The sequence below is a fragment of the Ruminococcus albus 7 = DSM 20455 genome, from assembly GCF_000179635.2.
GTDB classification, from domain to species: Bacteria; Bacillota; Clostridia; order Oscillospirales; family Ruminococcaceae; genus Hominimerdicola; species Hominimerdicola alba.
Genome location: NC_014833.1, coordinates 903,593 through 915,971, shown reverse-complemented (window position 1 = coordinate 915,971; position 12,379 = coordinate 903,593). Strand labels below are relative to the sequence as shown.

Sequence of the window (12,379 nt, the reverse complement as noted above, 5' to 3'; positions counted from 1 at the left end):
ATATTCATATCAGTTCACACCCACCTTGCTGTACATCAGATCATAGATCTTGCAGCCTGCTGCCGTCCGTGTCTGCACCAGCTTCATGCCCAGATGCGCATAACGGTCGCATTTTCCCTTTGCGTCGGTATCCAGTATGCAGGGACAACCGTTCTTATCCGCAATTTTATAGGCAAACTCCATCAGCTTTCGCATATAGCCTTGCCCCTGATACTTCTCTGTCACGATCAGCATTTCAACTTTAACATAGGGCTTTTTCTGCTTTTTCATCTGAATTTCAAGCGGCTTTTTATCGCAGCCGCTGTTTGCCTGTTTAAGAAATGAAAACAGTTTACCCCAGCCGCCGAGCGCATTTTTCATCCTTACTGACATTCTGATGATACTGCCAAATCCCGGATGATTGCCTTTCGTATCGGTTATGAGGATATATCCCTCGCCATTGTCGGTGCTGTAAAATGTTCCGCTTTCGATGCCTGCAATGACAAATGATTTCATGTATTCGGTCATTGCCGCTTTTGAGGGAAAGAACGGCTTCAATCCGCCTTCTCCGGGTTCATAAGGATAATCCCAGAACGATGCACCGATCTGGGCAGATATTTCATCTATTTTCTCTTTTGATAATGAGCGTACCTTTTTCAATACTTTGACCTCCATTCAAGAAACGGTTAGTTATGACAAACTTGCATTTTTATTATAACATATAATGGGCTCAATGTCCAGCGAATTATATTAACTTTTTCGTTTTATATGTTTTTCTTTCGGTATTACGTTTTTTGCGAAACTCCCGTGAGATCATATAATTGACTTCTACCAGTATTTTCAGGGGCAGATTCCGCACGTCCGCACATTTCAGAAATCTACCAGTTTTATTGACAAACTAAAGGGGCTGTTGCAGCCCCTTTTTATCTTTGAAATTTTGAATTAGTGTGTTTATTTAAGAGTATGTACCACATTCACAAAATTCATCCGAAAAATTCAAATTATTTGCTCTTGAAAAACTGTTACGGTTGAAGTATAATACTGTTAATGCATTATTTACAAATAAAAGGACTGATACGATTATGAAAAAAAGAATTATAAGCGGACTGGCGGCACTTGCAATTGTGCTTTCGGGCAGTGGCGCGGTCGTTGGGAACGTGGTCGATTTGCAGTTTGATATTGCGGCAAGCGCGGAGAGCGTAGCAAGCGGCACCTGCGGTGAAAATCTGACATGGAGCCTCGATAACGAAGGCACACTTACGATCCGCGGTACGGGAAAAATGAATAATTATGCCCATTCTTATGATTCAGATATCGGAAAAGGTTATTCAAGCTCCATAAAAAGAATTGTTATTGAAGAAGGTGTTACAAGCATCGGAAACAACGCATTTACTACCTATTGTAACGGCATTACAGATGTAACCATCCCGGAGGGTGTCACAAGCATTGGAGCTAATGCGTTTGACGGCTGCGGTCTGACAAGCATAAACCTCCCCGACAGTGTCACAAGCATCGGAGATTTTGCGTTTGCAGACTGCACTAAGCTTAAAAGCGTAACTATTCCCCGCAATGTTTCGAGCATTGGTAAGAATGTATTCAAGTCGTGGTTTGATTCCGCTCTTGAAAGCATAAATGTTGATCCCGACAACAGTTATTATTCCTCGGTAGACGGTGTTATGTATAATAAGGACATGACAAAACTCGTGGCTTTCCCGTGCGGCAAAACAAGCGTAACGTTGCCTGACACTCTCACGAGTATAGATGAAAATGCATTTTACGAATTTGAAAAGCTTGAAAGCGTAATTATCCCGAACGGCGTTAAAAGTATAGGTGAATCCGCTTTTGAGGGCTGCAGAAAGCTCAAAAGCATAACAATCCCGGAAAGCGTTGAGAGCATTGGAAAGAATGCGTTTTATGACTGCACCGCTATGACAAGCGCGACTCTGCCGAAGAGTAATATAAAAATTGGCGAATACGCTATCGGTTACTACTATTATATGCCCGATGAATGGAACTGGTGGTCCCCTGACCCACCTGACGGTCCTCGTGTGAACCAAAACTTCAAGATATACTGCTATGAAGGCACAAGCGGCGAACAGTACGCGAAAAATAACAAGATCGCCTATGAACTGCGCGAAGATATCGGACCTGCCAATCCCGTTGTTACATACACCCCGGGCGACGGCTGTGTCACACTCAAGTGGAAAGCTGTAAAAGACGCTGAAAAATACGCTGTCGCAGTCGAGGTCGATGGCGAATGGACTATTGTTGAAAATACTTCCGATACTTCCTTTGTGCTTAGAAATCTGAAACCGGGCGTGAATTACAGTGTTGCCGTGTTATCAATGTTTGACAGCGAGTGGTACGTCAATTACTCGAACATGATAACCGTCACACCGTATGAGAAAACACCCGTGTACCCGATCGTTACCAACACCGAATACAACGAAAAATATAACCAGTTCAGAATCCACTGGTCGGAGGTCGAGGATGCGGAAAAGTACGGCGTTGCCGTATACATCAAAGGCAAGTGGAAGATCGCAGATCAGAATATCCCCGCAACAAAGACCTCATACACCTCGCCCAAACTCACACCGGGACACCAATACAAGGTAGCAGTCTGCGCCAAGGTTAACGGCAATTGGCAAACCGACAAGATCAACAGCAGAGCTGTAACAGTTACTATAGTAAAGGGAACGACGTTATTAAAAGGTGATGTTAACGGTGACGGAGAGATAACTGTTACCGACCTTACTAAGGTTGCAGCTCATATTAAAGGCAAGAAGCTACTGAGCGATGATGAAAAGTTACGTGTTGATGTTAACGGCGATGGAATTATAAATATTACTGATATTTCAAAAATAGTAGCTCATATAAAAGGGGAAAAATTACTGAGTTGACGATAAATCCAATATAGGGGCTGTTGCAGCCCCAAACAAAGAAAAAGAGCCTGGCACAGACCTGAATGATATAATCCCCTTAGAGTAGACACACGAAAAAACAAAAATCGTGAAAAACTCTAGGGGGTTATTTTATGTCACGAAGAAAACTGACAGATGAAGAAAGAATTCAAGCAGTGCAAGAATATCTTTCAGGAAAAGGGAGCTATGCATCAATAGCCAAGAAATATGGGGTTACAAAAGAAACGTTTAGACAAGCCTAACCAAAAGTGGCTTACAGATGTAACTGAGTTCAAATACTACGTTGGTCCGATAATCAAAAAGATCTATCTCAGTGCTATTATCGATCTTTATGACAGACGTATAGTGTCATACAAAATATGTGACAGCAACAACAATGACCTTGTATTCTCAACATTTGATGAAGCTGTAGCACTTAATCCGGATGCTCATCCGATATTCCACAGTGACAGAGGTTTTCAATATACCAGCAAAGCATTTCATCAGAAACTCATTGATGCCGGAATGATACAAAGTATGTCCAGAGTTGGAAGATGCATTGATAACGGACCGATGGAAGGCTGGTGGGGCATGCTGAAATCAGAGATGTACTATCTGCGGAAGTTCACATCCAGAGAAGAACTGATAAAAGCGATCGAAGAATACATAACATACTACAACACAAAGCGTTATCAGATAAAACTAAACTGCATGACACCGATGGAATACCATGAGGCATATGCAGCATAATTCAGTCATACAAAACAAACAGCAGCCTGCACAATTAGTACAGACTGCTATTGGTTAATACATAGAATACTTTTGTTTTTTACACTGTCTACTTGACAGAGGGTGCTACAGTTGCAACAGCCTCTTACAATCAATTATCCGTTAGTTACTGCCGGTGATGTTCTTTTCTGCAGTGCTGTGCTGTTATATCGTGCCTTGCTTACGACTATCGTGAGAAGTGCCATGACAACTGCAAATGCGGCTTCTATGAGCATATACTGCATCAACTTAGCGCTGTCAAAAGCCTCTGTGCCGTCCAGTATCATATTAGCTTTGATATACCAAAAGGCAGGCATAAAGCGTGCCACTGACAGTACGCCTGCTCCGAGAAGCTCCTGCTCCACGAAAACTCCGCACATGAAGCTCGTGCCGAGACTGATAGCCTGATTTATGAAGTTTACTATATCAATGTTGCTCACAAATGCCGAAAGGAATACTGTTATCGAGCCTGACACCATTGCATAGATAAAGCTGTTGAGCACTGCAAACCACGCTCTTCCCTTGTACACACCTCCGTAGAGTATCATTCCTGCTATGACAAAGACGAGCCATACACCGATAACGAATACTGCACTTCCGAGTAGCACCTGCTTTGTGTAGGATGATGAATCAAGACTTGAACAGTTTGTACGGAAACGTATCTCCTTCCTGTTCATTGCCATGAGCACGGGGCAGAGAGTGCCGATAACTGCCGCAATGAGAACATACGGCATATAACGGTAATAGCTTGCAAAATTACGGGGATAGTCTTCATTCTCCTCGCCTGTGAAGCTTATAACTTTCACATCCGCCTCCGCTGCAAGCGCCTCCTTCGCTTTCTCAGATGCGTTCAGAGCATCCTCGCCGCCTGCAACGTAAGCTGAAACGGACGAAAAGTAGCTGTTGATATCCTGTTCGAGAAGCATAGAATTAGAGCTCTCATGCATATGCCTTGAATCTATGATGCCTTCCGTCTCGCCTTTTGCAAGTCGGTCAGCAAAGCCCTTGTTGATGCTGATAACACGGTCAACTGTCATATAAAACAGGGAATCCATTATGACTTCCTCGTCGTTTTTCAGTTCCTTGATGGTGTACTTTCCGGCGAGGTAATCCGCAAATTCACGGCTTTCTGGAGTAGAGTCCTCATCAAATATGCATATTGCGATGTTTGATCGGCTTTCCTTGATGAACATTTCCTTTGTTGAGCCCGAATTTGATGCATTCAGTGCCATAGGGACCGCTATACCGAGGAATATTCCCACATAGAGCATTGCATATCTTATTCTCTTTTTCAGCACCTTCATGAAAACCTTAAAGATCTGCATACTTCTTCCTCCTTGTAACGATAATGCCTGCGGCTGTGCAAACAGCGGTTATTATAAGCATTGTTGTTATCCTTGAAATGAAGCGTGAGTAATCGCTGTACATATTCAGGCTGAACAGCGAATCAGCTACTACAGTTGCAGGATTTATCTTGTTGAACCATGGCATATGTTCTGCGATTATTCCTTTCATCTGTCCCATCATAAGGCCGCTGAGGAAGCATGAGAACATCGATACTGCCATGACTATACCCGTTTTAGCCTCAAAGCTGAAACGGTTCACTGCTCCGAAGAAGAAGCCGAACGAAACACCCAGAATTCCTCCCAGTATCGCCGCCACGTACACCAGGGGCAGTCTGTCGCCGAAATCTATCTTCAGCACGAAATGCGTGAACGTAACGCAAAGTATCATACAAGCCGACTGCATTATAATACTTCCTGTAAGGTCAGCAAGCAGTGACACGGATTTAGGTGTGGATGAACAGTTCTTTCTTGCACCGAATGCTGAGAGATTAGCCTGATTTTTCAGTGATACATTAAGTCCTGTTAGAGAACCGTACATAGCTACCATTGCGATAAGATTGTAGAAATACTGCACATAGATATCAGGGTCGCCGTGTGACATGGGGATATCCTTGCAGGCTGAGACTTCCTCTGAAAGCTTATCAACGACCGACTGTATCTTTGAAGGATCTTTTTCAGCGGTATCCTTAATTATCTTCTCGTTGATACTGTACTGCTCAACAAAAGTTTTCAGTATCACCTGATCCATTTTCTGCTCGGTCACTGATAGCGAAAGCTTATCGTCCACAAAGATTATACCGCTCACCTTGCCGTCTTTCAGAAGCTTCATCGCACTGTCCTTGTCAGTATACTCGACATCCAGAAGCGGCTCGTCATCTTCTCCAAGTGAATCTATGACCTGACGGAAGACTGGATTTTCCGATGTTTCAACTACTGCTGTGGGGATAGACTTGAAAAGCACATCATTCTCATAAACATTGCCGAATGCCACTTTGAAAAGAGTTCCCAGCAGCATTGGGAAAAGCATCAGCCAGAAAAGAAAACTCTTTACCCTGAAGCCCGATAGCAGATAGTATCTGAGATTATGTAAAAACATATTAATCCTCCTTGTCTCTGAGGGCCTTACCTGTTATTTCAAGGAATACATCATTAAGCGTGGGAAGCTCGCTGTAAACTCTTCCGAAAGCGATATCGTGCTTCTGAAGCACATCGAGGATGCGTATGAGATTATGCTTCCCCCCCGAGCAGTACACTGTCAGCTTTTCGCCGTCGTGGTCTGCCTGATATACGTGAGGAAGAGCCGCTATCGCTTTGATAATATCCTCGGATATCTCGATTATTTCTATATTGACAGTCTCGGTATTGCGTATCATGCGCTTCAGCTCGTCCTTAGTGCCTTCAGCAATTTTTCGTCCCTTGTCCATGATAGCTATGCGTGTGCATATCTGCTCTACCTCCTCCATGTAGTGAGAGGTGTATATGATAGTTGCACCCTGCTTATTGAGCTTCTGTATGCCTTCGAGGATGTTGTTTCTGCTCTGCGGGTCAACGGCTACCGTAGGCTCGTCAAGTATTATAAGCTTAGGTTTGTGAGCTATACCGCAGGCTATATTCAAACGTCTGAGAAGACCTCCCGAAAGCTTTTTCGGATAGAACTTTCTGAAATCCTCAAGTCCTACGAATTTTACAGCATCCTCAACGCATTTTCTTCGCTCTTCCTTGTCTTTGATATAAAGGCCGCAGAAGTAATCGATATTCTCGCTGACTGTCAGTTCCTCATATACTGCAACATTCTGCATGATAACGCCTATATCCTTTTTTATGTCATAGGCAGTGGGAGTCATCTCCTTGCCGAAAACTTCAATATCGCCTTTGTCAAATGCAAGAAGCGAAAGCAGACAGTTTATGGTAGTGGTCTTGCCTGAGCCATTAGGGCCGAGAAGGCCGAATATCTCCCCCTCTTTTATATCAAGGCTGAAATGGTCGAGAGCAATAAGCTCGCCGTATCTTTTTACAAGGTTATTTATCTTTACAACTGTGTTTGCCATATTGTTGTACCTCCTTTGGTTTATGTATCCATTATACACCATGTAATAAAAATGCGGTAGTGTCGGCAGTCAGTATTTTCATATGACATTTGTCATGAACAACATCACGGTACCTGCACTTGAAAGAATCAGCGTCATGTGATATAATGTTATTATTCATTTTATTCAGGAGGTATAAAGTATGAGCAGACTTATAGACAAAAGCGTGATACTCCTTCTCTGCCTGCTGGCACTGGGACTTTCCGGGAATATCGCCGCTCCAGTTGCGGCTCTGCTTATCGCTACAGCAGGTTCTTCACTGGTACAGCTGTTCTCCGGGACTAAAAAAGCGGTGGCTGTCATTCTCATCTTCACAGCAATGTGCGGCTTCATCCCATCCGTATTCTGCACTGTTCCCCTTATGCTCTACGATGCGCTTTATGAGAAAAAATGGTGGGCTGTCCTCCCTGCTTCCCTTGTACTCACTTCTTCAGCAAGCCTGACTCCATATCAGTACATGATAACTGCCGCAGGGATACTCATAGCTGTTATAATATACCGCAGGATATCGGGCTTCGAGCAGAATCTTCAGAAAGTCACAGAGCTGCGTGACAAGGTGAAAGAACAGAACGTGCTGCTCTCCGAGCGAAACAAGCGCCTTACAGAGGCTCAGGATAACGAGATACGAATGGCTACCATCAGCGAGCGAAACAGGATAGCAAGAGAGATTCACGATAACGTGGGACATATGCTGACACGCTCTCTGCTTCAGGCAGGTGCACTCATGATAGTCAACAAGGACGAGAACATGAAAGAGCCGTTATCAAGCCTTAAAGATACCCTCGACAGCGCTATGACAAGCATCCGTGAAAGCGTACACGGTTTGCATGACGAATCCGTTGACCTGAAAAAAATTCTTGATGACTGCCTCAGCAGCGCAAATGATAAATTCCGTACAGACCTTGACTTTGACGTACAAAATGATATCCCCGGAAAGCTGAAATTCTGCTTTGCAGGTATAGTCAAGGAAGGAGTATCAAATGCGCTGAAACATTCTAACGGCGACAGGCTTCATGTTATACTCCGTGAACACCCCGCATTCTATCAGCTCCTTATCGAGGATAACGGCAGCTGCGGAAAAATAAAAGAAAGCGGCATCGGCCTGAGGAATATGGAGGACCGTGCCGCTTCCGTAAACGGAAATATAAGTTTCACTCCCTCAGATAAGGGATTCCGCATTTTTATGTCAGTGCCGAAAGATGACAGAAAGGAAAGATAAATATGAATATCGCAGTAATTGATGATGACAACCTGGTAGCGCTTTCGCTGAAAACTATTCTTGAAAGCACAGGCAAAATAAAAGTTGCGGCTATGGGTTCAAGCGGAAGTGATGCCATTGATATTTATAAGAACATCCGCCCCGATGTTATGCTGATGGATATACGCATGGAAGGTATGACGGGACTTGAAGCAGGAGAACAGATACTCCGTGACTTTCCCGACGCAAAGATACTGTACCTCACCACTTTCTCAGACGATGAATATATTGTCAAGGCGTTGAATATCGGTGCAAAGGGTTACATCCTCAAACAGGACTTTGAAGGCATCGCTCCTGCCCTTGAAGCTGTAATGGGCGGACAAAGCGTTTTCGGCGACAAGATAGTAACAAAACTGCCTGAGTTGATGAAGCCGAAGTCAGATTTCAACTACGACTCATATGGTATCAGCGAAAAAGAAAAGGAGATCCTCGAACTTGTAGCAGAAGGCAAAAGCAATAAGGAGATCTCCGCCGAACTTTTCCTCAGCGAAGGAACGGTCCGCAATTATATAAGTTCCCTTCTGGATAAACTCTCTCTCCGTGACCGAACACAGTTAGCCGTGTTCTACTATACCAATATAAAAAATGCCTGATCGCTTACCGTGAGCGTGTTTCGGAACTTGTCTGCCATAGCCGTGAAACCTGTTGTATCGATAACATCCTGAAAAACCTCTTAATGACCACTAAGGGATACTAATGCCGAATAGCGTCACTTATAGCATATTTCTGGTAACTGCGCAAGTTGTGCGGTGTTGCCTTAAAAAACCGCTGTTGCGTCAAATGCAGCAGCGGTTTTGCTTTTATAGTATACTGATACAGTCAAATAAATAGTCTGTCATCTGCTCCGGAGTATAGTCGCTGTGGCCTTTCAGCCACCAGCGGATCGTATCAGCAAAGCTGCCGACAGCTATATCCATTGCATAGTCATGGGGGATACATTTATTTACGACGATATGTTTATCAAAAACCAGATAGAGATATTCTTTCAGGTATCTCAGAAACACTTCGCCGCACTCACCGGAGAAAAGCCCTTTGATGCTCTGCTGCTTTTCCTGCAAGTGATACAGTATGTGCGTGAGCCTGTCTTTGAAAGTGGAGTGCATAGAAAAGTCGTGATGCTCCTCCGACATGATCTCCTCTGAAAAAACGTGCTCGAATATATCCGTACACAGAGCTTTCAGCAGCTCGTCCTTTGTTTCAAAATGGGCATAGAATGTGCTTCTGCCGATGTCGGCTTCATCTATGATGTCCTGAACGGTCATAGAGGAATAGCTCTTTCGTTCCAGCAAAGCTGAGAAAGCCTTGAATATCAGGCTTCGTGTCCTGCGCTGCCGTCTGTCCAAGATATGCTCCTTTCCGTACAATATCTCGTTTTTGTTCGGTAACGTACAAACCGTCAAAATCGATTATTGAAAATGCAGATATGATGTGTTATCATAATTACAGAACATAATGTTCATTATCGAATATATCATATCATAGCATCGACGGTTTGTCAAGGAGGATAAGCGTGACCGGAAAATTAAAAGCCGTATTCTATGCAATAGCGGCGGCGGTGTTCTATGCTTTGAATGTTCCATGCTCAAAGCTTCTGCTTGAAAGGATAGCTCCTACATACATGGCAGCGTTCCTCTATCTTGGTGCAGGGGCAGGTGTCGGCATCATGTACCTGTTTCATCACAAACACGAAGCGCAGACAGAACGTCTTGAAAAGAAGGATATGCCATATACAGTGGGAATGGTTCTGCTTGACATCATAGCACCGATACTTCTTATGCTCGGTGTGAAGCTCGGTACTTCCGCAAATGCTTCACTGCTCGGAAACTTTGAGATCGTTGCGACAACGCTCATAGCCCTGTTTATCTTCAAAGAGAAGGTCATCAGAAGGCTGTGGGCGGCAATCGGTCTTATCACGCTGTCGAGCATCATTCTTTCTCTTGGTGGTGAGGACAGTTTTACATTCTCTGTCGGCTCTCTGCTTGTTCTCGGAGCAACTGCTTGCTGGGGACTTGAAAACAACTGTACAAGGAGCATTTCGGATAAAAGCACCTATCAGATCGTAACTATAAAAGGCTTCGGTTCGGGAACAGGTTCGCTGATCGTTGCGATCATCATCGGTGAAAAGCTGCCCGAAATAAAATATATCCTTCCTGCGGTGGTGCTGGGCTTTGTTGCATACGGACTAAGCATCTTCACCTATATAAGAGCACAGAAGACACTCGGCGCTGCAAAAACAAGTGCATATTACGCATTGTCACCGTTCATAGGAGCTTTTCTATCGTTTATTCTTCTTCACGAAAGCCTTACCATTGTGTATTTGATCGCTCTGGCTGTGATGATAGCAGGCACCGCATTTGTTGTGTCGGATACTTTAATACAGGAATAGTGGACTTTGAACCCGATACTACCGGAGTAAAAGTTTCAAACAAGGGGCTGTTGCTTTACGCAACAGCTCTTGTTTTTTTCAAGATAAGTAACCATTTTACAGAAATCGTTACCTAAGTAACCACTCATAAGAAACTGCCCGTTGTAATTTTAGGAATTATCTGCTAAAATAGAATTAACGGAACGACAGTTACCTAAAACGCAAGCAGGAACTACTATGAACACTATCGTTATTTTCTTTTCAAGAGCCGATGAGAACTATTTCGGCGGTTCGATGAAGTATGTGGAGGTCGGCAACACCGAGATCGCAGTCGGACATATCACAGAACTGACAGGCTTTGACAGCTTCAAGCTTGAAATGGTGCAGCCATATTCCGCAGACTACATGACCTGTATTGACGAAGCAAAGGCGCATCTCAGAGGAAATGCACGTCCCGAACTAAAAGATATACCCGATATTTCAGGTTATGATAACATCATTCTTGCCTATCCGAACTACTGGGGAACTGCTCCGATGGCGGTGTTCACGTTCCTTGAAAGCGCTGATCTTTCGGGCAAAACGATCTATCCGCTTTGCACCAACGAGGGCAGCGGACTCGGAAAGAGCGTTTCTGATATAAAGAAGTACGCAAATGTCGGTGAGGGACTTTCCCTTTCCGGAAGCGGAGTTAAAAATGCAAAGCCCATGATCGAAAAGTGGCTGAAAAATAACGGACTTATCTGAGGAGGTATTACTATGCAGACTTACATCACTTTGAATGACGGTACAAAGATCCCCCAGTTCGGACTTGGCGTTTATCAGGTCCCGGAGGGTGAAGCAACATATAACGCAGTGCTTGATGCACTGAAAATGGGTGTGCGCCACATCGACACGGCCCACGCTTATCAGAACGAGAGAAGTGTCGGAAAGGCTGTAAAGGACAGCGGTGTTCCACGTGAAGAAGTGTGGATAACCACAAAGCTCTGGCCGCACGAGTACGGCGAGGGCAAGACCGCTGAAGCTATCGACAAGATGCTTGAAAGACTCGGAACTGACTACATTGACCTTCTTCTCCTGCATCAGCAGTTCGGTGATTATCTCGGTGCATGGAAGGACATGGAGAAGGCTGTGAAAGCAGGCAAGGTGAAGTCTATCGGAATCAGCAATTTTGAAAGTGAACGCCTTGAGGAACTGTGTGAAGCTGCAACGATCAAGCCGTCTGTTCTGCAAGTGGAGTGCCACCCTTACTATCAGCAGAATGAGCTAAAAAAGCGTATCGAAAAGTACGGCACAGTCATCGAGAGCTGGTATCCCATCGGTCACGGTGACAAGGGGCTTATAGGTGAAGCAGTATTCACGAAACTCGCTCAAAAATACGACAAGAGCAACGTGCAGATAATCTTACGCTGGCACATCCAGGAAGGAACGATCGTATTCCCGAGAACCACAAATCCTCAGCACATGAAGGAAAACTTTGAGATTTTCGACTTTGAGCTGACCGCAGATGAAATGGCTGAGATAAGAGCACTGGACTGCGGAAAGCGTTTCTTCAATATGACGCTTGCTGAGCAGGAAGCAAGTCTCGGAGCATGGCACCCTGCTGACTGATACTTGAAAAATAATACACTCTATGGTATAATGTAACCACAGTTACTTTACCATAGAATATCAGGAGG

At 44.3% G+C, this 12,379-nt stretch carries 12 protein-coding genes and 1 pseudogene; 8 read left to right on the top strand and 5 right to left on the bottom strand.

The window, feature by feature from the left end:
- Positions 1-9: 9 nt before the first annotated feature.
- A complete protein-coding gene (locus RUMAL_RS04170) occupies positions 10-639 on the bottom strand; it encodes a GNAT family N-acetyltransferase (protein ID WP_013497528.1) in 630 nt (209 codons plus the stop codon).
- Positions 640-1,061: 422 nt separating this feature from the next.
- Between RUMAL_RS04170 and RUMAL_RS04165 the strand changes: the two genes are divergently transcribed.
- From RUMAL_RS04165 to RUMAL_RS04160, 3 genes and pseudogenes are all read left to right on the top strand, one after another.
- Positions 1,062-2,879: a leucine-rich repeat protein gene (locus tag RUMAL_RS04165; protein ID WP_013497527.1), complete on the top strand. Its 1,818-nt coding sequence runs from the start codon at positions 1,062-1,064 to the stop codon at positions 2,877-2,879.
- A 134-nt stretch (positions 2,880-3,013) separates the two neighbouring features.
- On the top strand, positions 3,014-3,142 hold the full coding sequence (locus RUMAL_RS21215) for a helix-turn-helix domain-containing protein (protein WP_080557250.1): 129 nt from the start codon (positions 3,014-3,016) through the stop codon (positions 3,140-3,142).
- Positions 3,135-3,629 (top strand): annotated as a pseudogene (locus tag RUMAL_RS04160) (IS3 family transposase); the annotation flags it as partial. The gene RUMAL_RS21215 and the pseudogene RUMAL_RS04160, both read left to right, overlap by 8 nt.
- 134 nt (positions 3,630-3,763) lie before the next feature.
- Here RUMAL_RS04160 and RUMAL_RS04155 read toward each other — a convergent pair.
- The 3 genes from RUMAL_RS04155 to RUMAL_RS04145 are packed head-to-tail and all read right to left on the bottom strand — an operon-like array spanning position 3,764 to position 7,041.
- Entirely contained in the window at positions 3,764-4,972 is a 1,209-nt protein-coding gene (locus RUMAL_RS04155) for an ABC transporter permease (RefSeq protein ID WP_013497526.1), read from the bottom strand.
- Complete coding sequence (locus tag RUMAL_RS04150) at positions 4,959-6,089, bottom strand: ABC transporter permease (RefSeq protein ID WP_013497525.1); 1,131 nt, start codon at positions 6,087-6,089, stop codon at positions 4,959-4,961. Before RUMAL_RS04150 ends, RUMAL_RS04155 begins: the two co-directional genes overlap by 14 nt.
- 1 nt (position 6,090) lies before the next feature.
- Positions 6,091-7,041 (bottom strand): ABC transporter ATP-binding protein, encoded by a 951-nt coding sequence (locus RUMAL_RS04145; RefSeq protein ID WP_013497524.1) that lies wholly within the window; start codon positions 7,039-7,041, stop codon positions 6,091-6,093.
- Between the two features lie 181 nt (positions 7,042-7,222).
- Between RUMAL_RS04145 and RUMAL_RS04140 the strand changes: the two genes are divergently transcribed.
- Positions 7,223-8,299 carry a sensor histidine kinase gene (locus tag RUMAL_RS04140; RefSeq protein ID WP_013497523.1) on the top strand — a complete coding sequence of 359 codons (1,077 nt, stop codon included), beginning with the start codon at positions 7,223-7,225 and terminating at the stop codon, positions 8,297-8,299.
- A gap of 2 nt (positions 8,300-8,301) precedes the next feature.
- Complete coding sequence (locus RUMAL_RS04135) at positions 8,302-8,931, top strand: response regulator transcription factor (RefSeq protein WP_013497522.1); 630 nt, start codon at positions 8,302-8,304, stop codon at positions 8,929-8,931.
- Positions 8,932-9,138: 207 nt separating this feature from the next.
- Here RUMAL_RS04135 and RUMAL_RS04130 read toward each other — a convergent pair whose 3' ends face one another.
- Positions 9,139-9,681 carry a TetR/AcrR family transcriptional regulator gene (locus RUMAL_RS04130; RefSeq protein WP_013497521.1) on the bottom strand — a complete coding sequence of 181 codons (543 nt, stop codon included), beginning with the start codon at positions 9,679-9,681 and terminating at the stop codon, positions 9,139-9,141.
- Between the two features lie 167 nt (positions 9,682-9,848).
- On the opposite strand from RUMAL_RS04130, the gene RUMAL_RS04125 reads away from it, so the two are divergent.
- The 3 genes from RUMAL_RS04125 (at position 9,849) to RUMAL_RS04115 (ending at position 12,311) form a co-directional block, all read left to right on the top strand.
- On the top strand, positions 9,849-10,724 hold the full coding sequence (locus RUMAL_RS04125) for a DMT family transporter (protein ID WP_013497520.1): 876 nt from the start codon (positions 9,849-9,851) through the stop codon (positions 10,722-10,724).
- A gap of 216 nt (positions 10,725-10,940) precedes the next feature.
- Positions 10,941-11,447, top strand: coding sequence for a flavodoxin (locus tag RUMAL_RS04120; RefSeq protein ID WP_013497519.1), 507 nt, complete (start codon positions 10,941-10,943; stop codon positions 11,445-11,447).
- A gap of 12 nt (positions 11,448-11,459) precedes the next feature.
- Positions 11,460-12,311, top strand: a complete 852-nt coding sequence (locus RUMAL_RS04115; protein WP_013497518.1) for an aldo/keto reductase — start codon at positions 11,460-11,462, stop codon at positions 12,309-12,311.
- Positions 12,312-12,379: the final 68 nt, after the last annotated feature.

Bases quoted from the DNA above. Each gene is read 5' to 3' on its own strand.
- RUMAL_RS04120 (WP_013497519.1), top strand. From the start codon at position 10,941: ATGAACACTATCGTTATTTTCTTTTCAAGAGCCGATGAGAACTATTTC.
- RUMAL_RS04140 (WP_013497523.1), top strand. From the start codon at position 7,223: ATGAGCAGACTTATAGACAAAAGCGTGATACTCCTTCTCTGCCTGCTG.
- RUMAL_RS21215 (WP_080557250.1), top strand. From the start codon at position 3,014: ATGTCACGAAGAAAACTGACAGATGAAGAAAGAATTCAAGCAGTGCAA.
- RUMAL_RS04145 (WP_013497524.1), bottom strand. From the start codon at position 7,041: ATGGCAAACACAGTTGTAAAGATAAATAACCTTGTAAAAAGATACGGC.
- RUMAL_RS04115 (WP_013497518.1), top strand. From the start codon at position 11,460: ATGCAGACTTACATCACTTTGAATGACGGTACAAAGATCCCCCAGTTC.
- RUMAL_RS04150 (WP_013497525.1), bottom strand. From the start codon at position 6,089: ATGTTTTTACATAATCTCAGATACTATCTGCTATCGGGCTTCAGGGTA.
- RUMAL_RS04155 (WP_013497526.1), bottom strand. From the start codon at position 4,972: ATGCAGATCTTTAAGGTTTTCATGAAGGTGCTGAAAAAGAGAATAAGA.
- RUMAL_RS04165 (WP_013497527.1), top strand. From the start codon at position 1,062: ATGAAAAAAAGAATTATAAGCGGACTGGCGGCACTTGCAATTGTGCTT.
- RUMAL_RS04135 (WP_013497522.1), top strand. From the start codon at position 8,302: ATGAATATCGCAGTAATTGATGATGACAACCTGGTAGCGCTTTCGCTG.